The following is a 24,509-nucleotide window of genomic DNA, read 5'->3' as shown; positions in this document are numbered from 1 at the left end:
GCATTAGAGCATGCTGCTGGGCAACCAACCCAGAATGGCAAACACCAGCGTTGCCATTAACCACACAACAGCGCACTTGAACACAAGCTGACGAAACTGCTGCAATGCCTGCACCTGGTTTTCTTCACTCAACAATTGCCCTTCTGATGCGGCTTTGGATGCAGGGTCAAATGCCGCGCCACCCACCAGTCCTACCGCCGTGAAAAACACGGCTGTGAGCGGCGCCCTGTTGGAGAAACGGCTGTGATTTTTTGCGGTTCGCCAAGCCAGGGCGGCATCGTCTAGCTGGGCGACCAAACCCACAGTCAATGCCAACAGACGGGCTGGCAACCATTCCATGGCAAACAGGATAAAGCGAGGGCTGATCGCCGCCTTCAGTTTGTTGCTTTCCCAAGCCTCTTGCATGGTGGGGCGCTCATGCGCAAAAGCCTGAGCCTGCCACACATCGCGCTCCCGGATCACACTCCAGTGCGCCATCATGTACACCACCAAACCCATGGGCCCAGGCAGCACAAGAAACCAGAAAAACAAGCTGAAATACTGACGCAAAGCACGCTCGGTGCCGTGGTAGATGGCATGGAAAACCAATTCGCCAGGACGATGAACAACGGGCTCGCTGCCATCGTATTCTTTCATCCAGGTGAGCAGCAATTCACGGGCGCGGAAAAAGTCGCCTTGGTTCAAAAACAGCTGGGCATTGGTAAACACCAGGGCAAAGTGCCGAAATCGCAAACCATACAACAGCAAAAACACACTGAGAAAACCGGCGGCAAGCGGAGAAATAATCCAAAGCACCTGATACAAAAAGTACACACCCAATACCCAGATCAGCAGCGGCACCAGCCATTGCAGGTGCGCGTAGCGCGGTGCCCCCAAGGCTTCCAGATTAATTTCAAGTTCCTGGTTAAAACGATCCACCCAGTCTCGCGCACGCGTGAACAAACCATCGGGCAAGAAGGTTTCACACACCACGGCGATGAGCAGGGCAAGATAGGACAAAGTGTTACGCCTTGGCGTTCAGAAAATGGTAAAGGTTGCGAAGCATGGCCGCTGTGGCACCCCAGATGAAATAGTTTTTTCCGCTCTCGGGTGAGTTATAGGGCATGGCGTAGAAAGTACGCTCGCCCATGGGTGTGTGCAAGCTGCGTTGTTGGTGGTTTTCAACATTCATGAGAAATGAAAGCGGGACTTCGAACACCTCTTCCACCTCGAATGCGTCGGGCGCCAGCGTAAAACCAGGTTGGACCAGCGCCACCACGGGTGTCACCAAAAAATTGGTGGCTGTTTGGTACACCGGCATGGTGCCCAGCACCTCAATAAATGCTCGGGCCAGTCCGGTTTCTTCCACGGTTTCACGCAAGGCAGTTTCAATCGGACTGCCATCTTCGGGTTCACACCGGCCACCCGGAAAGCTGATTTGCCCAGCGTGGTCATTCAGGTGGGCGGTGCGCAGAGTGAGCAACACATAAAGGTCATCTTGCCGCTGAACCAGGGGCACCAGCACGGCGGCATCGGCGGGGTCGCGGTCTTTGAAAAAACGTTCTTCAAGCGGCTCGGGCTGCCAAGGCAAATCAGCCATGGCAAAGCGGGCTCGCAACAATTCGGCAGACCACATGGGTAAAAACGCTCCAGATTAAACAGCCAGGCCGAACAGCATTAATTCAGCAAACTGCTTGCGAAGAGGTGGCGTGAATTCCATCACATTCAAGGCCATTTGTCGGCCCGCACCCAGCAAGGGATTGTGATTGGAAAAACCTTTCACCATCCAATCTGTCATTTTAACCACCACCTGCCGATCAGCCACTCTCGACTTCTCAAATTCGTTCAGTGCCAGGGCCAAGCGATGTTCTTGTGCAACAGTTGCAGGGTCCACACCGCGGCAAAGCTGCACGGCATCCCGCAAACCCAGGTTCAGGCCTTGCCCAGCCACAGGGTGCAAAATTTGGGCAGCGTTGCCAATGGCCACACGGCGCCCCTGCACCAGTTTGTCGCGCCAGTTCATGCCCAAGGGGAAACTTTTTCTGGGGCCAATGTGTTTGATGGACACACGGCGCCCGAACTGTTGTCGAAGCTCGGCCGAAAATTCGGCATCGCTGCTGGCCAATCGCTTTTGAACCTGAGCGAGCGGGGCGCACCACACCAATGAGTATTGCTGCTGATCTGTTGAAATAGGCAACAAGGCCAAGGGTCCTTCCGAGGTGAAACGCTCAAAAGCCAGTGTATTACCGCCTTCCAGCAAACCAGGTTCTACTTGCAAGGTGACTTCGCTGACCAATGCCCATTGGTCGTAATCCACCACTTGGTCACGCTCGCCGGCCTCGCCATACAAGCCACCCTCGGCATCCACCCGCAGGTTTACGGTGTATTCGGTGCCATCGTCAAGCTCAAGCACTTCAAGAGAATCGACTGCGCTTCGGTGCGCATACTTCACATTGGCAGGGCGGAAAATTTTTACCCCTCTGCGTTCAAGCGAAGTCGACAAGCAGTTCACCAGGTCGCCATAACGAACCGTCCAACCCAGGGCCCGCAAACCCAGTTCATCTGCCTTCATGCGCACCTGGCCAAAACGGGATTGCTCTGACACATGAATATGGTGAATAGGTGTGGCATCGGCTGGGAACCCCAGGCAGGCCAGGCGCAAACGCGTGGCATCGGACAAAGCCAGAATACGAGGATCACGGGCGGAAGCTTCCAGAGGCTTGGCATCAAAAATGGCAATGCGATTGGCGCGGTCACCCCAGGTGTTGGCGAGCCAGCCTGCAAAAGCAAGGCCCACAGGGCCAGCCCCAACAATGGCCACATCAAAATCGGTGTGCGAGGTCATGGAATTGTCAGGCTGCCTTGCTGCTTGTTTTTTTGGGGGCTTTCATCGTCGCATGAATTTCAGCCACAGTTTTAGGCGCATCGGCTGTGTAAATATCGCAACCTTTCTGGGTCACCAAGGCATCGTCTTCTATGCGAATACCGATGTTCTCAAACTGCTTGGGCACCCCTTTGCCAGGGCGAATGTACAAACCAGGCTCAATCGTCAAAACCATACCCGCTTCCAGCTTACGGCTGGTGTGGGGTGCCACACCGTCTTCAGGCTTGGCAGAAGGATCGCGGTAGCTGCCACAATCGTGCACATCCATGCCCAACCAATGGCTTGTGCGGTGCATGTAAAAGCGTTTGTATGCACCGCTTTCAAGGGCTTCATTCAAACCCATTTTTAACAGCTTCAAATCGATCAATCCTTGCGCCAGTACCTTCACGGCAGCGTCATGCGGGTCATTGAAACGGGCGCCTGGTTTGGTTGCATCAATCGCCGCATATTGCGCATTCAAAACCACCTCATACACCGCTTGCTGGGCTTTGCTGAATTGGCCATTGACCGGAAATGTACGGGTGATATCGGATGCATAGCAATCCAGTTCGCAACCTGCATCAATCAACAACAGGTCGCCATCGCGCATTTTGGCGTCGTTGGCCCGGTAATGCAGCACACAGGCATTTGCTCCCGAGGCCACAATTGAACCGTAAGCCGGTGCTTCTGAACCGTTCTTGCGGAACTGATACAACAACTCTGCTTCCACTTCAAATTCAAACTTTCCCGGCTGGCATACCTGCATGGCCGCAATGTGCGCGTGCGCCGAAATATTGGCCGCGCGTCGCATGATGTCAATCTCGGTTTTGTCTTTGATCAAGCGCATTTCATCCAGTGAGTGGCTCAAATCAAGCACCGCATGTGGGGCTGAAATTCCCATGCGGGCCTTGCCACGCAAGGTTTTCAACACATCGGCTACAGCCGCCTCCAGGCTTTCGTCTTCACCCAATCGCAAAAACACCGCCGGCTGATTGGCCAGTGTGTCAATCAAATGCTCTTCAAGGTCTTCAATACTGTAGGCCTCGTGCATGCCGAAGGCCGATTGCGCTGCTTCGGGGCCAAAACGAAAACCCTCCCAAATTTCGCGCTCTTCGTTTTTATCCCTGCAAAACAGAACAGCACGGGAATCGCCGCTGGGTGGTACCACCAGGGCCAAACACGCCTCGGGTTCGGGAAAGCCGGTGAGGTAATAAAAATAACTGTCGGAACGGAAGGCATAATCCGCATCGCGATTTCGCATCACTTCCATGCCGGATTGCACCAGCGCAACACCACCGCCCATCTTCTTCAAACGGCGTGCCAGTTGCTCTCGGCGCTTGGCGTAAATGAGGGGATTGTGGGTAGGGTACCTGCTCATGCTAATGCTTCCTTGCTGAATTCAATCGTTGGTTGAGTTCTTCAAGTCGTTCTGGTGTTCCAATGTCCATCCAGAAACCACTGAACAACTCACCTTGTACTTTGCCTGCAGCCATGGCTTGGCGCAACAGGGGAGCGAGTTTTGCGACCTCGTCAACCTTGAGCTTGCTGAATAAACTCGGGTGATACACACCAATCCCGGAAAATGTAAAGGTGGTCTCGCCCGGTTCAGGCTGTTTCACTGCGCTGCCCAGCAAGGCGAAATCACCTGCCAGGTGATGCGGCGGATTGGGCACCATCACCAAGTGGGCCAGCTGGCCCTGCTGCCATTTGCCGGCAATTTCTAAAGTTCGGGCCAATGGCCAATCGCAGGCCACATCGCCATTGATCACCAAAAACGGCGCATCTCCCAAAACATGGAGCGCTTTGCGAATACCGCCTGCGGTTTCAAGCGCAGTGGCCTCGGCTGAGTAACTTAGCTGCACCCCAAAAGCCGAACCATCGTCAAAGTAGCTTTCAATTTGGTGGCCCAAATGCGCGTGGTTAATCACAATGCTGGTGATACCCACCGCCGCCAGGGCCTCTATGTGCCATTGCAACAAAGGTTTGCCACCGGCAGGCAACAAGGGTTTGGGGCAATAGTCGGTCAAGGGGCGCATGCGTTCGCCACGCCCTGCCGCCAGTATCATGGCCTTCATCATTTAAAACGTGTACCCCACTTTCACAGCCTTGTTTTCAAGCCGGTCCAGCAACAACAACAGGGGTTTGAAAGCAATATACCGGCCGGCCACCAGGCGCACATAACGCAACACCATCGGCAGGTCATTCAGGTATTGGGCCTTACCGTCGCGGTAGTTCAGGCGTGCAAAAATACCCAGAATTTTCAAATGGCGCTGCAAACCCATGAAATCGAACTGGCGATAAAACTCCCCAGGGTCTTCGCAAATCGGCAAACCAGCCTTGCGGGCGGCCTCCCAGTAACGCACAGTCCAGTCCAGGGTTTGTTCTTCGGGCCATTCAATGTAGGCGTCTCGTAAAATGCTCACCAAATCGTAACTCAGCGGGCCTTTCACAGCGTCCTGAAAATCCAGAATACCGAATTGGGGCGCTGCCCCCGCTTGGCTAGTCAGCATCAAATTGCGGCTGTGGTAGTCGCGGTGGACAAACACTTGGGGTTCAGACAAAGCACTTTGAATCAGCATGCCTTTGATGCTCTCAAGCCAGTTGCGTTCCTGATCGGTCAGCTCAGCGCCATAATGCTTGCCCACATACCATTCATCGAACAAATTCATTTCCTGCAACAATTTGTCGGCACTGTAAGCAGGTATGCCTTCGGTGCGGGTGTTGGCTTGCAACTGCACGAGGTCATGCAGTGCCTGCATGTAAAAGGCGTCTTTCTGTTCAGCTTGAGCGTTCAGGCCCTGCAACATAGTCGTATTGCCGAAGTCTTGAAGCAACAGAAAACCTTCTTCCGGATTTTGCGCCAATACTTGCGGCGCCCTGGAGCCACCTTCTCGGAGCAAACCCGCCACATGCACAAAGGGACGAACATCTTCTTTGTCAGGCGGTGCGTCCATCACAATCAGGGTTCGCACGTTATTGGCTTCGCCAACCCGAAAATACCGGCGAAAGCTGGCATCGCTGGATGCAGCCTGCAAGGTTTGCAGGTCTAATTCGAACCCATTCAGGCCTGCCAGCCATTTTTTCAACATTTCTTGACGCAAGGCGCTCATCAAACCGTCCAATCTCTTTAATTTGTAGTTAGTTGCCTATAATAGTAGGATCCTATGGCGCTTGATCGATCCGTCACCTATTTGAGTACATACCCAGCTTGAAGAAAAGCAAAAAATTACTGCAAGTGCACTCAGTGCCCACACGCCCCACAGCCATCGCATTTGCTTTGTTCTGTCTAGGCGCACCCGCGCTTGCCCAAACCACAGACTCCACACCGCCCAAGGCCGAGTCCCCCACCCGCCTGAAAATTGATGGTGGGCTGCTGGGTGTGCGCAACCCGATACCTGAGGACGAGGCCACTTACATTTCTGCCGACCGTCTATACGGCAACAGCGCCGAGGAAACCTTTCTGGAAGGCAATGTTGAAGTTCGGCGCAACAAGCTGAAATTATTTAGTGACTCAATCAATTATTCGCCCATTACTGACCGTGCTACGGCCAAGGGCAACCTGGTGATTGAGCAGGAAGGCATGGTGCTGAAAGCCCCCGAGGGCTCTGTAAAGCTGGGCACTGGCGAAAGCGAAATGACCAAGCCCACCTTCGAGCTGAAGGAAATCAACGGCAAGGGCCGGGCCGACAAAATGCAGTACGACGGTATTTCAACGCTGACGCTTGAAAACCCGAACTACACAGTGTGCGAAGTGCCAAACCCTGGTGCCGCGGATCAAGGTGATTGGTATATTACTGCCGATTCGCTGGAAATTGATCAGGCTGCTGAAGTGGGTCGCGCCCGTGGCGCAAAGGTGGTATTTCAGGACGTGCCTATATTGGGCGCACCATACTTTTCGTTCCCCACCACCGACAGGCGCAAAAGCGGATTTCTGCCACCCTCGTTTGGCACTGTGTCCAACAGTGGGCTTGAAATAACAGTCCCGTACTACCTGAATATTGCTCCAGACAAAGACATGACCCTGTACCCGAAAATCATCTCGGGCCGGGGTTTCCAATTGGGCACACAAACCCGGTACCTGACGCCCAGCAACGAAGGCGAACTTAAATACGATTATCTTCCCAACGACGAGAAAACAGGCACAGACCGCACTGCTTTGTCCTTGCTGCACAAATACGAAAAAGGTCCTTTGTACGCAGGAATAAATTTCAACCAGGTGTCGGATGACAACTACTTTGTTGACTTCTCCCGTACTCAGGCAGTGGCCTCTCAACGTGTTCTGGTTCAAGAAGGCTTCGTCTCGTACCGTCAGAAAAACTGGAGCGCCAATGTGCGCACGGTGGCTCATCAAACATTGCAGTTATTCAACGATGTGATCGCTGAGCCGTATGACCGTTTGCCCGAGGCCACACTTGAATTAAGCCCAACCCGAATAGGCCAGGCCAATGCTTTTGTGTCAGTGAGCGGGCAGTACACCGACTTTGCGCGTCCATCTTCGGCACCTGCCCGAGTTGAAGGCTCACGAGGTGTAACGCGCGCTAGGGTTTTCATGCCCATACAACGGTCCGAATTCTCATTCACGCCCGCTGTCTCGGTGCAAGCCACCAACTACGACCTGCAGGGCCAAACACCAGGGGCACCCGCAGCGCCCGGCAGCGTGATTCCCACGGTTTCGCTGGACAGCACGGTTTACTTCGATCGCAAAACAAGCTTTTTCGGCCGCAATGTAAACCAAACCCTGGAACCACGAATTTTTTATCTTTACACACCGTTCAAAGACCAATCCGACCAGCCGGTGTTTGACACCTCGGTAACCGACCAAAGCCTGACCCGGATTTTCGCCGAGAACAGGTATTCGGGGCTTGACCGGGTGGGCGATGCGAACCAGCTGACACTTGCTGTGACTAGTCGCTTCTACGACGAGGCGACCAGCGAAGAGTTGTTCAGCGTAACGGGCGGGCAGCGCCTGAACCTGAGCACACCACGGGTTATTTTGCAAGGCTTTGAAGCGCCAACTACTAGCGATTCTGATTTTTTTGCGAATGCACGGGGCCGAATCAGCCAGTCTGTCTTCCTGGACGCGACCACGCAGCTGAATGCGGAAAGCGGACGTCATGAACGCGGCAATATTACCGTCAGCTATGCGCCTTCACTGGGTAAACAACTGAATTTGGGGTATCGCTATACCCGCGCACAAATCGATCAGTTCGACATTTCAGGCCAATGGCCCATCTCTGACCGCTGGAGCGGCGTGGGTCGTTTAAACTACTCCATGCTGGATAATCGTTTGATTGAAGGCGTGGCTGGTCTGGAATATGGCGAAGGTTGCTGGGCAGTGCGTGTGATCGCGCAACGTTTTGCGACCGCACCGTTGCTGGAGACCACATCGCTGTTTGTTCAACTTGAACTCAATGGATTGGGTCGTTTGGGGTCTAACCCGGCCGACCTGTTGTCCAGAAAGGTGCCTGGGTACACGCCTTTCTCATCCTCACAAGCCACCCAATGAGCACCCATTAAGTACCCAACCAAGCACCCAATAAGTTATGAACATGAAGCACATTCAACACTGGTTATTCGCAATCTCCGCCTTGGCAGCCATTGGCCATGCGCATGCACAGGGTATCAAAGCACCAACGTCCAATCTGCCGGCCGGCAAGCTAAGTTCGGAACTCGGGGCCAGCAATGGTTCCGGTGCAGCAACCATCGACGGCATTGTTGCCGTGGTGAACACCGACATCATTACCCGCAGCGAATTGAACCGACAAGTGGCCCTGATTGAACGCCAGATGAGTCGCCGCGGCGCGCCCCTTCCCGATCGGATCGAATTGCGCAAACAGGTGCTTGATCGCATGGTGATGGACCGCGCTCAACTTCAGAAAGCTGAAGAGGTGGGCATTCGTATTGAGGAAGCCCAAATTGAAGCGGCGATGGCCCGTGTAGCCGACCAGAACGGTTTGTCTCTCGAAGACTTTCTGGCACGCCTTCAGGAAGAAGGCGTTTCACCCGCGCGCTTCCGCGAAGAAGTCCGCAGCGAAATCACCTTGGGTCGTCTGCGCGAGCGTGAAGTGGAAGCCCGCATTCAAGTGTCGGATGCAGAAATTAAAAATTACCTGGCCGCCCGCACCAAAGGGGGCGCTGCAGCCAATCAACCCGAGGTGAATTGGGTACAGTTGCTGGTCAAAGCCCCCAGTGACGCCAGTGGTGCAATTCTGAACCAAGCGAGAACCAAAGTTGAGACCCTTGAAAAAGCCCTGAAAGACGGAAAAACGGTGGAAACCATTGTGCAAGCCAATCCCGAGCTGGCCATCGACGGGACCGGGCAAATGGGTTGGTCTGGTTTTGATGCTGTGCCTACCTTGTTCACTGAATTTCTGTCCAAGGCGCAATTGAATGCCGTGCAAACCATTCGCAGCCCCAATGGCTTTCACGTGTTGAAGGTGCTTGAGCGGCGCGAAAGTGGAGCGGCGCTGGACAATACACCTGTGACGCAAACCCGGGCCCGACACATCCTGATTCGCCCAGGCCCCGATATTACCGAAGCAGAGGCAAAACGCCGACTGAATTTTGCGCTGGAACAGCTGCAAGGTGGCGCTGCTACGTTCGATGCTTTGGCAAAGCGTTATTCGCAAGACGGCTCTGCCGCGAAAGGCGGCGATTTGGGCTGGCTGTACCCAGGCGACACCGTACCGGAATTTGAACGCGAGATGAACCAGCTTGGGATTGGGGGGGTAAGCCCGGTATTCCAAAGCCGTTTTGGTTTCCACATTATTCAGGTGGTAGAACGTCGCCAGCAGGCGGCCTCTGAGGAACGCCAGCGCCAGGCCGCGCGCCAGGCAATCCGTGCCAGTAAATCAGAGGAAAGCTATCAGGAATGGTTGCGCCAACTGCGCGACACCACCTTCATCGAAATTCGCCTTTAATTACCAAGGCATGAGCAAGGCCAACAACCTACCTATCCTTGTCACCAGCGGTGAACCTGCCGGGATAGGGCCAGAACTGTGCGCTTTGCTGGCCGAAACTAGCCAGGCCAAACGTTTAAACCGTTCGCTGGTCATTCTTGGCGATGCTGATTTGCTTGAGACACGCGCAAAAAACGCGGTCATTGAACCCAAATGGCAACGCATCAATTCGCTGAGGGAGATTACAGCCAGCGAGGATGAAGCGCCTGGCTATTTTCTGCTTGATCACCCCCTTTCAGCGCCCTGCATCACCGGCAAACCCAACCCGGCCAATGCACCCTATGTGCTAGGCCTGTTGAACCTGGCTTGCGATGCTTGCCAGAATGGCACTGCTGCGGCCTTGGTGACCGCTCCTATTCAGAAATCCGCAATTAGCCCGCACTGGCCGGGTTTTATGGGGCACACCGAGTACTTGGCGCAGCGATGTGGGCAAAGGGATGTCGTCATGATGCTGATGGGCGGTCAGATGAAGGTAGCACTGGCCACCACCCACATTCCACTGGCCCAGGTACCGGCAGCAATTACCCGGGACAGCCTCACCCGCACGCTGGAAATCATGCTGCACGACTTGAGCCTGTACTGGAGTTTGCCAAAACCCAGAATTCTGGTGACTGGGCTGAATCCGCATGCTGGCGAATCGGGCGACCTGGGGAATGAGGAAATTGACACCATCACACCGACCATCCAAGCCTTGCAGGCGAAGGGGCACGATGTGCAAGGCCCCTTTCCTGCCGACACGCTGTTTCAACCCAAATACCTGCAAAATAGCGATGCGGTACTTGCCATGTTTCACGACCAAGGCTTGCCCGTGCTAAAGCATGCAAGTTTTGGTCAAGGTGTCAACATTTCGCTGGGTTTGCCTATTGTTCGAACCTCGGTTGACCACGGCACCGCGCTTGATCTGGCCGGTACCCGGAACATGGATGCGGGTAGCCTGAACGAAGCGATAGAATGCGCGCACCACATGGACCTTTGCCGCAGGAACGCGCAATGAAACATCAAGCAAAAAAACGATTTGGCCAACACTTTTTGACCGATCAAAGTGTGCTGTCAAACTTGATCGGTGAGATGCGACCGCGTGCAGACGACACGCTGGTTGAAATTGGCCCCGGTTTGGGTGCACTGACATTCTGGCTACTCAAGGCAGTGAATCACCTGCAGGTGATTGAAATTGATCGGGACCTGGCAGAAAAACTTCGAACCGGTGGCTGGAAAGACAAGCTCACGGTTCACGAAGTGGATGTGTTGAAATTTGACTTCGGGCAACTCCCCGCGCCTTTTCGCGTGGTGGGCAACTTGCCCTACAATATTTCCTCGCCCATCTTGTTTGCTTTGCTTGAAGTAGCCGACCGGGTGATTGACCAGCACTTCATGTTGCAAAAAGAAGTAATAGATCGCATGGTCGCTGCCCCAAAAACCAGCGACTACGGCAGATTGTCGGTGATGTTGCAGGCCTACTACGACATGGACCATTTGTTTGATGTGCCGCCCGAGTGCTTCGACCCACCACCCCGTGTCATGTCAGCAATCGTTCGAATGGTGCCAAAACCCGCGCATGAACGTGCGGCAATTCCTGGTGAAATTTTTAGTCGAGTGGTCAGCACTGCTTTTTCACAACGCCGCAAAATGTTACGCAACACCTGGGCCAATGTGGTGCCTGAACACATGGCAAACGCCGCGGGCATCGCACTTACCGCGCGCGCCGAGGAAATTGCACCCCAACAGTTTGTACAAGTGGCACAAATGATGGCCAGTTAAACATCCAACTGCTGCACATGGGCATTGCGCCAATCACTGCCCAACAAATTCACCAGCTTTGTCTTGAAAGACTCGGGTTGACCTGTTGTAAAAAAACTCACGCGCTCAAGCAAAGGCACATGTTCGTTGCCCATATTCAACAAACCCTCGCTTTCCAGACGTAGTTTTAACTGCTTGGCCACTGGCAAACCAGTCTCGATTACTGCCACGCCAGGGCCAGCCAGTTTTGAAATGAGATGTGCAACAAAAGGGTAGTGCGTGCAACCCAGCACAATGACGTCGGCCTGTTTTTGAAGCAACTCGACTACCATGGGCTTTAACAAAGTCTCAATAGCAGGCTCGGGCATGGGTGATTGTTCGATCAGTTCAACCAGCCCCGGGCACGGGTGTGCAATTACCTTGGCCATGGGGTCAAACCTTTCAACCAAGGCCTTAAACCGTTCACTGGCTACGGTGTTGGTGGTCGCCAAAATACCCACCACGCCCGTTTTAGTCAGCATGCTGGCGGGTTTGACTGCAGGCTCAATGCCCACAATTGGCCAGTTCGCATGGGCAGCGCGTGCCTGGTTTGCACCCGCGGCAGTGGCGGTGTTGCAAGCCATGACCATGGCTTTACAACCCTGGTTTCTCAGCCAATTGGACAGGGTTAATACACGGTCAGTAATTTCATGTTGCGGCTTGTCGCCATAGGGCAAATGCCGTTCGTCGGCCACGAACTGAAAGCGCTCGGCCGGCAAGTGATTCAACATCGCTTTCAGCACGGACAGGCCGCCCACACCTGAATCGAATACACCCACCGCATGTGCGGATTCAAGCAATACGGGCTTTGCCATTCAACACCTTTGAAATACCGGGTAAATCAATGCTTGTTTTCATGATTCGATGAAACCAATAAATCTTAAAATATTAATTATCAATTAATTTAACATTTATACATCATGCCCACTTTCTCGGCTTTCATCGCCCGCACAATATTGCCTTGTATTGTCACACTGTTTGGATTGACTGCAGGGCAATTTGCGCACAGCGCAGAAAAGAATTCAACTCTTCGTCTCTTGGTGGTTCCGCAATTCCCAGCCACTGAAATTCATGCTACCTGGAGCAAATTACTGGATGGGTTGAAGAAAGACGGTCTCCCAGAAATCGAACTGGTTTTCGCAAAAGACATTACAGAGTTTGAGAGCCAGTTCAAGGCTGGACAAGCCGAGTTGATTTACTGCAACCCTTATCACATGGTGATGGCCAAAAAGGCACAAGGCTACACACCGCTCATTCGGGACAGCAAACCATTGACCGGCATTCTGGTTGCAACAACTGGCAGTGCCCACGATGGCATCAAAGAACTCAGCGAGTTGAACGGCAAAACCCTGCTTTTTCCATCACCCAATGCATTCGGTGCTTCGCTGTATATGCGTGCCTTGCTAAAACGGGAGAAGGGACTGGAATTCACTACCAAATATGTAAAGACACACTCCAATGTCATTCGTGGCGTGGTACGTGGTGAAGGGCAAGCTGGTGGCATGGTCAACGCCACGCTACTGGCAGAAACGCCTGAGCTTCAACAGAAGGTCAAGGTGATTTACGAAACCCCACCCGCACCACCTCACCCGATTGCAGCGCACCCTCGCGTAGATGCCTCCACCCGGGAAGCAATTGCGGCCGCTATTTTGGGACACATCAAAACACACAAACAGGTGGGTGAAGACATTCAAATGCCCAACCCTGTGCGGGCCGATTATTTCAAAGATTACAAACCACTTGAAAACCTCGGACTTGAAGCATTTCTTTCCAATTGAAACCGTCTTTTCACACCATCACTCATCCCAGCCTGGGCACCAAACTGTTGGTGCTGGGCATTGGTTTGGTCTTGACACTTGCCCTGGCATTTACCTGGTTCAACACCAAAACCCAGCGCAACCAGTTGCAAGGTGTATTCAATCAACAAGCCACAGCCCTCGCGTTCAACATTGCAGTTTCAAGCAACAGCCATTTGCTTGAAAAAGACTTTGCCATTATTGAAACCTTGCTCTTGAAGGCCAACGGCTTCAAAGATCTTTATTCGGCCACCGTAGTTTCCGCCGAGGGAAAAGTATTGGCTCAGGTTCTTCGCGATTCAAAAACCCACAACCTCTCACCCCGTTATGACGTTGGCCGGTTGCGTGTGCCCAAGCGAGATTCGGGCACACAACTATTCAGCAGTGATCGCTACCTGACAGTGATTGAACCCATCGAATCCGGACGCACAATTGGCCATGTGGTGCTGGAATTTGATTTGACACCCCTCCAGACCCGTCAGTCCGAACTGATCGAACGCAACATTCTTCTGGCTGTCATTCTGATTTTTCCAGCAGCTCTGGCCTTGTGGCTTTTTATCCGCAAAACAATTCAAGAATTGAATTCACTCACCGATTTTGCGCAGCGAATGGTGAAAGACCAGGGTATTGAACATGCCACCTCTCCCACCTCCCGCGAGTTGGCCATGCTGCACCGTACCCTCAATTGGGCGTCGGTCACACTTCAAAAGAAAAACCGTGCATTGGAGGTAGCCAAACTTAAAGCGGACAAATCCAATGACCTGAAATCCCAGTTTGTGGCCAATATGAGCCACGAAATCAGAACGCCCTTGAACGGCATACTGGGACTGACTGAAATTACCTTGGGCAATAGTGCACTGGCAGAAAAACCCCGACGCAATCTGGAGTTGATACAGCTCAGTGCCGAACACCTGCTGCGGGTCGTCAACGACATACTGGATTTTTCAAAGATCGACGCCAATCGCCTGGACATGGACCCTCAACCCTTCGAGTTGCGACTCAACGTGCAGGCCATGGTAAAAATGGTCTCCAGTGCATATGCAAAACCCAGCGTGGTCACGGTGCTGGACATTGACCCAGCCGTTCCAGACCGCTTGCTGGGTGATTGTCCTCGAATCATGCAAGTGTTGAATAACCTGTTGAGCAATGCCCTGAAGTTTACCGAGCGAGGTCAGGTCAGTCTCACAATCACGGCGAGACCGGTATCTGAGAAAAATTCACAATCCAGATGCAAAATTCATTTCGCGGTGCGCGACACTGGAATGGGCATTTCAGAATCAGCCCGCACCGAGATTTTCAAGGCCTTTTCTCAAGCAGAGCCGGGTACAGCGCGCAAGTATGGCGGCACCGGGCTGGGGTTGACCATCACGCAACGTTTGCTGGAGTTGATGAATAGTCGAATACATCTTTGGTCCCAAGAAAGTGTTGGCAGTGAATTCAGCTTTACACTAGAGTTACCTGTAGTTGAACAACAAACAACCACCGAATGCGAAGCCCCAACCGTTGACATGACCTCAGACAACAATCCAGCCATGCCGGAGTTTGGGCAAGCCGCCACAGGCTTGCGTGTGTTAGTGGCTGAAGACAATATGGTCAACCAGACTTTCATCTCGCATGTGCTGACCCAGCTTGGCATTTCTTACCGCTTTGCAGACGATGGCCTGGCCGCCCTGCAGGCCGTGGACCAGGAAAATTTTGATTTGGTGTTTATGGACATGCACATGCCCAACATGGGCGGGCTTGAAGCATGCCGCGCAATTCTTGCCAAACCGCAACACAAAAACCTGCCGATTGTTGGGCTAACCGCAGATGCAATTGCCGACACCCGTGAGGCTTGCATGTCGGCGGGCATGCGTGAGTACATTTCAAAACCATTCAAGCGCAGCGACATTGAGGCTGTACTTGCTCGCCTGAAATTCAACGTGTCGCCAATTCCAATGCAAAACTTTGACCATGACAAAGAATTGCTCAAAACGACCATCAACATGATTGCGGCTGAAATTCCGCAACTTTCAGATGAAGCCGAAAAACAGCTTTCAGCCAAGAACCTGCCAGAAGCCAAACGAGCGCTGCACACACTGAAAGGGCATTGCAAACTGGTGGGCGAATTCGCTTTTGCAGACTTTATCCAGCAGCTTGAAAATCAGCTGATGCAAAACCAGCTGCCCGCCGCCAATTCAATTGAACACCTGAAAACCAACCTGCGGGTACTTCAACAACGCCTGCGTCTATTAAGCCAATAAAGCCTTGTCCCTAGCAGCAGTCACCACCAGCTCGACTTTCCAGCCTGGCTTGGCCAGTCCCTTGACCTCTACGCACGCGCGCGAAGGCGCGGTGCCCTCGGGCAACCAAGCGTCCCACACGGCATTGAACCCCTCGTAATCGCGAACCATATTGGTTAAATAAACCTGAACCAATAGCAAATGGCTTTTGTCAGTGCCGGCACCCGCCATCGTGCGCTCCAGGCTATTCAACAGGTCTCGGGTTTGGGCCTGAATGTCCCCTTCCTCTGTGGAAGGCACTTCAACCAAATAAACCACCCCGTTGAAGCTGGTGGAATCGGAGTAACGTTTTGTAGTACCTTGTCTGTGTATCACAGGACCCCCTTCATGAAATTTGAACATTTGGTGCAGATCAACGACCCAAGCTTGCCTGGTATTGACTGGTTAACACGGCAACAACTCTGGTTTGGTTTGGTTGCACGGGCCTGGAAACCCACCCGCTTCGTGCTTGGCCTCGAAGACGCGCAAGTGATGCAAACCAGTCAACAAGGCAATGTCACCACGCTTGCACGCGTGCTCAATTACGGCCCCTTTCAAATTGAAGACACCATTGAGCTGATCGAAGAAGATCGTACCAAGACCCGCATTGTAGCGAATCAGTTTTGCGGCGACAGCACACTGACCATTTCGATTGAAGAACCTGAATCGGGTGAACTGTGGCTGCGGTTTCAGTACCAGGTCAGCGATGCGCCAGTCAGCCAGGGTGGCCCCGAGGTGTCGTCACACGATGTGGACGAGATTCGAAAGCAGGCTTATCGCGCAGCAGACATTGACACCGTGCGAATGATTCGCGAGCTGGCCATGGCCATGCCAGCGAATCAAGCTGACAACCGGAAAGACCACTAGGTGAAAAGCACGCTCATTTCAGTGCACAGGCACCCATGTAAATTTGGCCGGAACGATTGCCGCTGCGGCAGTAAGCCAAAACCGGTTTTTCTGCTGCATCCAGAATGCGTTTGAAGTCCTCAAGCAGCACTTCCGAGGGGGGTTGCCCCACTTCCATGGGCAAATAGTGAATGGCCAGGCCCAGGCTTTTCGCCTTGGCTTCGATGACCGAGTGGGCCAGTTGAGCGCCCACCTCGTGGTCGGGCCGGTTATTCACAATGGTTTTAAAGCCCAGTTCGGCGATTGCTTCCAAATCTTCCGGACTGATTTGGCCGCACACTGCGACCTCATTGCTCAGTTGCCTGATGCTCATTTCAACATATTCCTTCGGTGCGTTGTCACAGCATGAAAGCTGTGCTGTTACTGATAAGACAGTTCTTTGGCCTTGCCCCAGAACACTTTGTAAGAAAACGCAGTGTACCCGAGGATGGTTGGCAAAGTGATCACCACACCCACCAGAATAATCTTCAATGCTTCGGGAGAAGAGGCAGCCTCCCACACGGTTAGCTGATTCAGCACCACGTACGGGTACTGACTGTAAGCCAGGCCCATGAAGGCCAAGGTCATAACGCCCGCAGTGAGTGCAAACACCATCCAGCCATAACCCGCATCCATCAGTCGCTGGCTGCTCAGCACATGGTGAATACCCCACAGGCACAATACCGATGCGATTGGAATGGGTGCCAGCGCCACAATATTGGGGAAGCTGAACCACTTGTCAAAAATTTCAGGCACCACCAATGGGGTCATGGCCGAAATAAAAGCGATTGAAGCCAGCATCGGCCAAAAACTGATTCGCCCCCAACGGCGAGACTTCTCGATCAAATCACCTTCGGTTTTCATGATCAACCAACCGCTGGCCAACAAGGTGTACGCAAAAGGCAAGGTAATGGCCACGCCCAAATTGAACACCAATTGGGACCAATGGTTCGAGAAGCCCGTAATGTAGCTGCCCAGCATCCAGCCTTGTGAAACCGAAGTCACCAGCGAACCAATGAAAAAAATCCGGTTCCAGAGAGGCTTGTAAGCCACATCCACTTTCACACGGAAATCAAAAGCCACACCGCGCAGCACCAAGCCCAACAGCATGAACGTGACTGGCAGATACAAGGCCGTGAGCACCACGCCGTGGGCTTTTGGAAACGCCACCAGCAGCACACCCACGCCCAGCACCAGCCAGGTTTCATTCGCATCCCAGAACGGGCCGATAGAATTGATCATGGTGTCTTTTTCGTCGTCGGTCGCGTGAGGCAACAGCAGGCCTACTCCCAGGTCGTACCCATCCAGCACCACGTAAATCAACAGGGACAAACCCATTACACCCATGAAAAGCAAAGGTAAAAACTCATTGAATGTCATGGCAGGCGCCCCTTTTATTGTTCACGGCGAAGTTTGTCGGCGGGCGTGGTGGCCGGTGCTGCACCGCCCCAATTGACTTTCTTCGACGAGCCAATGCCACCCAGCAGCATATACCGCAACACCCACACGTAAGAAATAATCAGCCCAATGTACATGGCCATGTACAACAACACGGTGAACGCCAACAATTGGGGCGGGTGTTGAGCCACCACATCGGCAGTACCCAACACGCCATACACCACGTAAGGTTGGCGACCAATTTCGGTGACCCACCAGCCCGCCACCGTGGCCACCCAGCCCGAGAACATCATGAACATCAAAGCCGTCAATATAAGTCGATGGGTTTTGTTTTCCAGTACGGGACCGGTTTTGCGGAAAGCCCATACCGACGCCCAGGAAACCAGCAGCATCAACACTCCCATTCCCACCATGACCCGGAAAGAATAAAACACAGGCCCTACCGGGGGGTGCGTGTTGAGAAAATCATTCAGCCCTTTGATTTCGCCGTTGAAGTCGTGCGTCAAAATAAAACTGGCCATTTTCGGTATGCCAATTTCAAAATGATTGGTGCGCGCTTCGCTGTCAGGAATGGCAAACAACAACAGTGGTGCACCCCTCTCGGTTTCCCACACACCTTCCATGGCAGCCACTTTGGCAGGCTGGTGTTTCAAGGTGTTCAAACCGTGCAAATCACCTACAAAAATTTGAATGGGAATCAGCACTGCTGCACCATAAACGCCCAGTTTCAACATGTGTCGGGTGAAAGGCTTTTCACGTTTGCGCAGAATTTGAAGTGCACTACCGCCCGCAATCACAAAGAACACAGTCAAGCCGCTGGCCAGCAACATGTGCGTGAAGCGATACGGGAAAGACGGGTTCCAGATGATTTCCAGCCAATTGGTGGCGTGCATCTGGCCATCAATGATTTCGAAACCCTGCGGGGTTTGCATCCAGCTGTTCAACACCAAAATCCAGAAGGCCGACAAGGTGGTGCCAAATGCCACCAGAAAGGTGGCCAACAAATGAACCTTGGGCGACACCCGCTGTTTGCCAAACAACATTACTCCCAAAAACGTTGCTTCCAAAAAGAACGCGGTCAGCACTTCGTAGCCCAGAAGGGGGCCAGAAATGTTTCCGGTTTTCTCCATGAATCCCGGCCAGTTGGTGCCGAACTGGAAACTCATTGTGATGCCCGAGACCACGCCCATGGCGAAGGTCAACGCGAAAATTTTTGTCCAGAAATAATGGGCCTGCTCCCATTCCGTTTTGCCGGTGCGCACATGCTGCAAGCGCAGGTAAAACATCACCCAGCCCAGGCCGATGGTGATGGTTGGAAACAAGATGTGGAAGGTGATGTTGGCCGCGAACTGAATTCGGGCAAGGTCGAGCGACGTGAATTCCATACTGCACCCCATAAAGCGAACTGGCCTTACATGACTATGACCATAAATAGGTAAACGCGCCCTGTCAAATTGCTTTACTCAATGGTGCGCTGCGCAACGCGTACAATGCCGAATTACCCTGAAAACGGAACCCGGTCTTGATTAACCGTCCCATGTTTTTCCTGCTGGCTGCACTGGCCGCATTCGCCCCACTGGCGATTGATCTTTATTTGCCCAGCCTTTCAGCAATCGGCAACGAACTAAAAGCACCGGCAGGGCGTGTTCAACAAACAGTGACCGTGTTTCTGGCCGGGTTTGCCATGGGTATGCTCTTTTATGGACCGCTTTCCGACCGGTTTGGCCGCAGGCGAATGATCTTCGCCGGCACCAGCGTATTCGTCGTTGCAAGCGTGGCCTGCATGCTGGCCCAAAGCATTGAACAACTTTTGCTGTTTCGCCTGATTCAGGCTTTTGGCGGCGGCGCAGCAGCTGTCATTTCGCGTGCTGTTATTCGAGACCTGTTTGGCGAAACCGATTCAGCCCGGGTCATGGCCATGATTGCCATGGTTACTTCGATCGCCCCTATGATAGCGCCGCTTCTTGGCGCGTATATTTTAGAGTTGGGTTCATGGCGTTACGAATTTCTCGCCTTGGCGCTATTTGGTGCCGCGTGCACGGTCGCCGCCTACCTGTTACTGCCCGAAACATTGAGCCAAACCCGCAGCCAAACTTCTATATCACTGGCCTTTCAGGGTTACTGGACTGTTTTCCAACACAGCGATGCACGCCTGTTGATCATCGCAGGTGGAGCGCACTTCGCCGCCATGTTCGCTTACATCACGGGAACGCCATTTGTGTACATCGAGTTTTTTGCTTTGAGTGAGAAAACCTATGCAGTGCTATTCGGCTCCAACATATTGACTTTGATCGGCTTTGGCTATGCCTCCACACGTTTGGTGAAACGCACTGGCACAACAGCGCTAATTAAAGCTGGCTCAATACTGGGTTTGCTGGGCGCACTCCTGGTATTGACCAGCGCGTGGAATGCCGGCACAGAGCACTTGAACCTGGGTCTGATGGTGATTGGCTTTTTGCTGTGTGTGGGTTCACTGGGGTTTGTTGCCCCCAACACCACGGCACAGTTGTTGAGCAAACATCCCAAAAATGCCGGGGCAGCTTCAGCCCTCTATGGCTGTGCTCAATTTGGTTTGGGGGGATTGGCCAGTTGGGCTGTTTCAGTGGTGCACGACAACACTGCCCTGCCCATGGCCGCCGCTGTGGTGGCTTTTGTTGCACTTGCCTGCTGGGCCAGCTTTCGACTCAAACGCTGAACTTTTCATTGTAAGCACAAAATTATTGCCATTGTGTTTAATCAACCGCGAAATTGACATGAAAATTGGACTTTTTGGTCCCTTTACGGTATGTTGTGTCACGAATTTATTCTGCCCAACAACCTAAACACACATTTTTGCACTGCCATATGGCCGACACAAAAGCCCAAAGTGGCGAGAACCAGCCCGACGTGGCTTGGCTCGAGAGCCAGTACAACGTCCGCTCTTACCTGCCCGATCACCCCAAAACCTTTGCTCGCTGGGCTGAACAGTCCCGCTACGCCCGTTTTGATCTGGATGGGTTCTGGAATCAGTATTTCGGCGAGTCGGAAGCAGAAACCGTGGATGTCATTCCTGGCAAGCCCGGCAAGCCGCTGTTGATTTTCATCCATGGCGGCTATTGGCGTTCGCTGGACAAATACGATTTCACCTTTTTGGCCAAGCCTTATGTAGCTCGTGGCTACTCGGTAGCACTGCTGAATTACGGCCTGATTCCACGCGTGACGATTGAAGACAGCGTTCGCCAAACGCTGCGTGGAATTGAGTGGCTCTATCGCCAGGCGGACCGCTTTGGCTTTGATGCCAACCAAATTGTGGTGTGCGGACATTCTGCCGGAGGGCACTTGGGCGTGATGAGCGCGCTGGCGTTTTGGCCCCTGTGGGCCTCTGACCTGCCCCAAGACGTGGTGAAGTCGGTGATCGCAATTTCGGGCATTTACGATTTGAGCCCCTTGGTGCACACACCCTTCATTCAGAAAGACCTAAAGCTGAATCAGAAACGCACCCGCATGGTCAGCCCGGCCTTGATGCCCAAGCCCACCATTCCAGTGCACCTGGCCTTTGGCACCAAGGAAACGGATGCCTTCAAGGAACAAAGCGCTTATTTGGCGTCGCACTGGGGTCTGAACCCACCTTTGCAGGTGAATGCCGATCATTTCAGCATTTGCGACAGCATTGCCGACCCAAACAGTGAGCTGTTCATGCTGATTCAGAACCAGTTGCTGTTGCCATCTCACTGAGACAACGCTAGAAACTGAACGGGTTATCCCCCCATGTTCGGTAAACTGCTTTTCAGGCTGGTGCCGTATAACTAGACTGTACACATCAGCCCGGAGGCAACAATGCCCCTCACAATCGCCTATTCCAACGCCGCAGGTTCACTTGGTCCGCGTTACCCCGATGGTCAAACACTGATGCGCAAACGTACACTTCGCCAAACCGCGAGGTTGTTCAAAGTAGGCGCTGAAGTACTTCTGAACACAGCGCCTGCCACGGTGATCGCCTACAACATTGCCGAGTTTGGTCGCTGGATTTCAACCAGCCACCCAGTACTGGTTCAGCTGCACACCGGTGAACTGCAATATTGCCGTTTGAGCGATCTGCACACTGCTGAAAACCCGAGCATGCAGACCCACTGAAGCTGACTATAATCCGGGGATGAACTCAACATCCCCAACACCCAAAACCATTGGCTTCATAGGCCTTGGCAATATGGGGTCTGCCATGGCAGGCCACCTTTGCAACGCGGGCTACACCGTGCTGGCCTGGGCGCGTAACGCGTCTACCCTCGAAGCGCTGGCTGACATCCCTCTTGTCGCGCAACCCAATATTGAAGCCTTGTGCGCGGGCACCCGCCTGCTTGCTTTGAATGTCACCAATACTGCTGATGTTCAATCGCTGTTGTTTCGCGATGGCGGTATTGCGCAACATGCACAGCCCGGATCAATCATTGTGGATTTCAGTACAATTGACGCGGCCGCCGTGGCTGACATTGCGCGCCACTTGAAGTCTCGGAACATTGATTACATCGATTGCCCTGTCTCTGGCGGCGCTGCGGGCGCGCGCGCTGCAACATTAAGCATGATGGCGGGTGGGGATTTGGCAGCCTTCAATCAGATCGAGCCTATGCTGAAGCATTTGGGCAAAACCATTCGACATGTGGGGCCTTCGGGTGCAGGTCAGGCCATTAAAGCAGCCAATCAAATGGCACTGTGCATTCAATTGGTGGGCATTGCCGAAGCCATGAATTACGCACTGGAGCAGGGTGCTGAATTGAGCGTGGTACTTGAGCTGCTGCAAGCCGGCTTGCCCGCGAGCCGTGTGTTGGATTGGGCTGGACCCCACATGGTGAAAGGTTTCACTGACCCGGTTTCCATTGAAGCGCACCTGCATGCAAAAGATGTACGCATGGTGGCCGATGCAGCGAAGAAGCAGGGTTTGCACTTGCCGCTGTTGTTTAAAACCGCAGAACTGCTGGATGAACTGGTGGCCAATGGGCCGAAGAGTCAGGACACATCGAGAGTTTTTGAGGTAGTTCGCAAGCACATGCGAGCTTAGCGGCAAGCCGCACAGCCGCACTGTTCGGGCCTGGCACAATGACAAGCCGCACAGCCGCACTATTCGGGCCTTGGCGCAGCCCGAGTTCTCCCAACTATCCCCTGGCTTGGGTCATGCAAAGCGCAATAGCGCCTTTGCATCGATTCCTCGCGGAATCGCCCCGCGCTGCGAGGTCGTTGGGCGGGCTGGCCTGAACTCGCCCCGAACAGCGCTGCATGTGCAACTTGTAAAATGCTGCGACGAGTTGCGTGCTGTACGCGATGTGCACAATGTGTGCGATGTGCAGATTTGATAGGGTGCGCATGTGCTTGTTGCGACAGTCAGGAAAATCTGTCCAAGCGTGCCAAGCCGGGCTGGTGCCCTTCAGGGCAGAAGCCGCCCCGACCGCTTTTTTCGAGGGGCGGTTTCAGGCAAGGCGAGGTTCAGCTTGGGGCCAACAGATTTTCCGTCGCGACAGGTACTGCGCTCCGAACAAATCAACCACGCACACACCCAAACCAAGCAGCATCAAATGTCGTACGCCTGCCCCCCACCCAGCACGCGGTCAATCAACTTCGGGGTCAACATCGGTGCAAACACCGCAATGAATTCATACATCAGCGTGCGCATGAACACACCTTGCCGCAGGGCAATTCGCGTGGTGTTGCGGCCAAACAAGTGGTCCACTGGTACTGCCATCAACCCTTTGTCTTTCAAGGCATCAAAAGCAACTTCAGCAATAATGCCCACGCCCAAACCCAAGCCCACATAGGTTTTAATCACGTCCGCATCAATGGCCTCAAGCACCAGGTCAATGTTCACCCCAGCCTTCTGAAACGCCGCATCAATTTTCTTGCGGCCCGCAAAATGGGTTTCATAAGTGATGATGGGCATTTGATCGAAATCAGCCAGCGCAATTTGCCGCCCGCCCAATGCAAACGGTTTTAACAGGGGCGAGTCGGTGGGCGCCACCGCAATGTGGCCCCAGTCGTAACAGGGAAATGTCACCAAGTCAGGCTCATCGGCCAAAGCCTCGGTGGCCACAGCCAAGTCGGCCTGGTCTTTGCGCACCAACTGGGCCAGTTGCTCGGGGGTCCCCTGCAGCAAAATCAGCTTCACTTTCGGGAATTTCTTGCGAAAAGCCGCTACAGCCTGTGGCAAAACATAGCGTGCCTGCGTGTGGGTTACGGCCACTGTTAACTGCCCGCTTTCGCGCGCTGCAAATTCTTCACCCACTCTTTTGATATTCTCAAGTTCCGCCAAAACGCGCTCACAGGCTTGATACACCAATTCACCGGGAGGCGTTAAACCTTTGATGCGTTTGCCATGTCGCTTGAAAATTTGAAAGCCCAGCTCTTCTTCAAATTCGATGATTGCCTTCGACACACCTGGCTGAGAGGTGAACAGCGCCTTGGCCGCATCGGTCAAGCTGAAATCATGGCGAACCGCTTCCCGAACGAATCGAAGCTGATGCAAGTTCATAAAAACCCTTTATTCCACAGGGGAATATATAAATGGAAATACTATCGTTTGAATTATAAGGGTTAGCGCTTACACTTCAAGTCCTCAAAAACCATTTTC

General features: G+C 53.3%; 23 protein-coding genes. 11 read left to right on the top strand and 12 right to left on the bottom strand.

Features of this window, described 5'->3' with window-relative positions:
• Positions 1–3: 3 nt before the first annotated feature.
• Genes PY990_RS09630 through PY990_RS09605 form a run of 6 tightly spaced genes read right to left on the bottom strand, consistent with a single transcriptional unit; the run spans position 4 to position 5,952 of the window.
• Positions 4–999 (bottom strand): CobD/CbiB family protein, encoded by a 996-nt coding sequence (locus PY990_RS09630; RefSeq protein WP_275271419.1) that lies wholly within the window; start codon positions 997–999, stop codon positions 4–6.
• 4 nt (positions 1,000–1,003) lie between these two features.
• Positions 1,004–1,615, bottom strand: coding sequence for an NUDIX hydrolase (locus tag PY990_RS09625; protein ID WP_105027130.1), 612 nt, complete (start codon positions 1,613–1,615; stop codon positions 1,004–1,006).
• An 18-nt stretch (positions 1,616–1,633) separates the two neighbouring features.
• Positions 1,634–2,824 carry an FAD-dependent monooxygenase gene (locus tag PY990_RS09620; RefSeq protein ID WP_275271418.1) on the bottom strand — a complete coding sequence of 397 codons (1,191 nt, stop codon included), beginning with the start codon at positions 2,822–2,824 and terminating at the stop codon, positions 1,634–1,636.
• 7 nt (positions 2,825–2,831) lie between these two features.
• Positions 2,832–4,220 (bottom strand): aminopeptidase P N-terminal domain-containing protein, encoded by a 1,389-nt coding sequence (locus PY990_RS09615; protein ID WP_275271417.1) that lies wholly within the window; start codon positions 4,218–4,220, stop codon positions 2,832–2,834.
• Between the two features lies 1 nt (position 4,221).
• Positions 4,222–4,917, bottom strand: a complete 696-nt coding sequence (murU, locus tag PY990_RS09610; protein ID WP_275271500.1) for an N-acetylmuramate alpha-1-phosphate uridylyltransferase MurU — start codon at positions 4,915–4,917, stop codon at positions 4,222–4,224.
• Positions 4,918–4,920: 3 nt separating this feature from the next.
• Positions 4,921–5,952: an aminoglycoside phosphotransferase family protein gene (locus PY990_RS09605; RefSeq protein ID WP_275271416.1), complete on the bottom strand. Its 1,032-nt coding sequence runs from the start codon at positions 5,950–5,952 to the stop codon at positions 4,921–4,923.
• A 98-nt stretch (positions 5,953–6,050) separates the two neighbouring features.
• Between PY990_RS09605 and PY990_RS09600 the strand changes: the two genes are divergently transcribed.
• From PY990_RS09600 to rsmA, 4 genes are read left to right on the top strand one after another with little or no spacing between them, the layout of a single operon-like run.
• Complete coding sequence (locus tag PY990_RS09600; protein WP_275271415.1) at positions 6,051–8,348, top strand: LPS-assembly protein LptD; 2,298 nt, start codon at positions 6,051–6,053, stop codon at positions 8,346–8,348.
• 43 nt (positions 8,349–8,391) lie between these two features.
• On the top strand, positions 8,392–9,762 hold the full coding sequence (locus tag PY990_RS09595) for a peptidylprolyl isomerase (RefSeq protein ID WP_275271414.1): 1,371 nt from the start codon (positions 8,392–8,394) through the stop codon (positions 9,760–9,762).
• A gap of 10 nt (positions 9,763–9,772) precedes the next feature.
• Positions 9,773–10,795: a 4-hydroxythreonine-4-phosphate dehydrogenase PdxA gene (gene pdxA, locus PY990_RS09590; RefSeq protein WP_275271413.1), complete on the top strand. Its 1,023-nt coding sequence runs from the start codon at positions 9,773–9,775 to the stop codon at positions 10,793–10,795.
• Entirely contained in the window at positions 10,792–11,559 is a 768-nt protein-coding gene (rsmA, locus tag PY990_RS09585) for a 16S rRNA (adenine(1518)-N(6)/adenine(1519)-N(6))-dimethyltransferase RsmA (RefSeq protein WP_105027137.1), read from the top strand. The genes pdxA and rsmA overlap by 4 nt, the downstream gene beginning before the upstream one ends.
• Here rsmA and murI read toward each other — a convergent pair.
• Entirely contained in the window at positions 11,556–12,392 is an 837-nt protein-coding gene (gene murI, locus PY990_RS09580; RefSeq protein WP_275271412.1) for a glutamate racemase, read from the bottom strand. The genes rsmA and murI overlap by 4 nt on opposite strands.
• A gap of 105 nt (positions 12,393–12,497) precedes the next feature.
• On the opposite strand from murI, the gene PY990_RS09575 reads away from it, so the two are divergent.
• Both PY990_RS09575 and PY990_RS09570 read left to right on the top strand, forming a co-directional pair.
• The gene (locus PY990_RS09575) at positions 12,498–13,355 is read left to right on the top strand and encodes a phosphate/phosphite/phosphonate ABC transporter substrate-binding protein (RefSeq protein ID WP_105027139.1); all 858 of its coding nucleotides are present in this window, start codon (positions 12,498–12,500) and stop codon (positions 13,353–13,355) included.
• The gene (locus tag PY990_RS09570; protein WP_275271411.1) at positions 13,352–15,616 is read left to right on the top strand and encodes a response regulator; all 2,265 of its coding nucleotides are present in this window, start codon (positions 13,352–13,354) and stop codon (positions 15,614–15,616) included. Before PY990_RS09575 ends, PY990_RS09570 begins: the two co-directional genes overlap by 4 nt.
• Here PY990_RS09570 and PY990_RS09565 read toward each other — a convergent pair.
• A complete protein-coding gene (locus PY990_RS09565) occupies positions 15,605–15,970 on the bottom strand; it encodes a RidA family protein (protein WP_275271410.1) in 366 nt (121 codons plus the stop codon). The two genes, PY990_RS09570 and PY990_RS09565, sit on opposite strands and share 12 nt — an antisense overlap.
• Before the next feature lie 12 nt (positions 15,971–15,982).
• Between PY990_RS09565 and PY990_RS09560 the strand changes: the two genes are divergently transcribed.
• On the top strand, positions 15,983–16,501 hold the full coding sequence (locus PY990_RS09560; RefSeq protein ID WP_275271409.1) for an SRPBCC family protein: 519 nt from the start codon (positions 15,983–15,985) through the stop codon (positions 16,499–16,501).
• A 13-nt stretch (positions 16,502–16,514) separates the two neighbouring features.
• Here the strand turns inward: PY990_RS09560 and PY990_RS09555 are convergent, their stop codons facing one another.
• From PY990_RS09555 to PY990_RS09545, 3 genes are read right to left on the bottom strand one after another with little or no spacing between them, the layout of a single operon-like run.
• On the bottom strand, positions 16,515–16,853 hold the full coding sequence (locus PY990_RS09555) for a protein tyrosine phosphatase family protein (protein ID WP_008252062.1): 339 nt from the start codon (positions 16,851–16,853) through the stop codon (positions 16,515–16,517).
• 47 nt (positions 16,854–16,900) lie between these two features.
• Entirely contained in the window at positions 16,901–17,899 is a 999-nt protein-coding gene (locus tag PY990_RS09550) for a cytochrome d ubiquinol oxidase subunit II (RefSeq protein WP_275271408.1), read from the bottom strand.
• A gap of 14 nt (positions 17,900–17,913) precedes the next feature.
• A complete protein-coding gene (locus PY990_RS09545) occupies positions 17,914–19,302 on the bottom strand; it encodes a cytochrome ubiquinol oxidase subunit I (protein ID WP_275271407.1) in 1,389 nt (462 codons plus the stop codon).
• A 137-nt stretch (positions 19,303–19,439) separates the two neighbouring features.
• On the opposite strand from PY990_RS09545, the gene PY990_RS09540 reads away from it, so the two are divergent.
• The 4 genes from PY990_RS09540 to PY990_RS09525 all read left to right on the top strand — a co-directional run bounded on the left by PY990_RS09540 (position 19,440) and on the right by PY990_RS09525 (position 22,949).
• Entirely contained in the window at positions 19,440–20,612 is a 1,173-nt protein-coding gene (locus PY990_RS09540) for a multidrug effflux MFS transporter (protein WP_275271406.1), read from the top strand.
• Positions 20,613–20,761: 149 nt separating this feature from the next.
• On the top strand, positions 20,762–21,631 hold the full coding sequence (locus tag PY990_RS09535; protein ID WP_008252055.1) for an alpha/beta hydrolase: 870 nt from the start codon (positions 20,762–20,764) through the stop codon (positions 21,629–21,631).
• A 102-nt stretch (positions 21,632–21,733) separates the two neighbouring features.
• Positions 21,734–22,030, top strand: coding sequence for a hypothetical protein (locus PY990_RS09530; RefSeq protein WP_171100368.1), 297 nt, complete (start codon positions 21,734–21,736; stop codon positions 22,028–22,030).
• 19 nt (positions 22,031–22,049) lie between these two features.
• Entirely contained in the window at positions 22,050–22,949 is a 900-nt protein-coding gene (locus tag PY990_RS09525; protein WP_275271405.1) for an NAD(P)-dependent oxidoreductase, read from the top strand.
• A gap of 507 nt (positions 22,950–23,456) precedes the next feature.
• Here the strand turns inward: PY990_RS09525 and PY990_RS09520 are convergent.
• Positions 23,457–24,410, bottom strand: a complete 954-nt coding sequence (locus PY990_RS09520) for a CysB family HTH-type transcriptional regulator (RefSeq protein ID WP_275271404.1) — start codon at positions 24,408–24,410, stop codon at positions 23,457–23,459.
• Between the last annotated feature and the right edge of the window lie 99 nt (positions 24,411–24,509).

Source organism: Limnobacter olei (genome assembly GCF_029087225.1).
Classification (GTDB): Bacteria; Pseudomonadota; Gammaproteobacteria; order Burkholderiales; family Burkholderiaceae_B; genus Limnobacter; species Limnobacter olei.
This window is presented reverse-complemented; position numbering and strand designations above follow the sequence as displayed.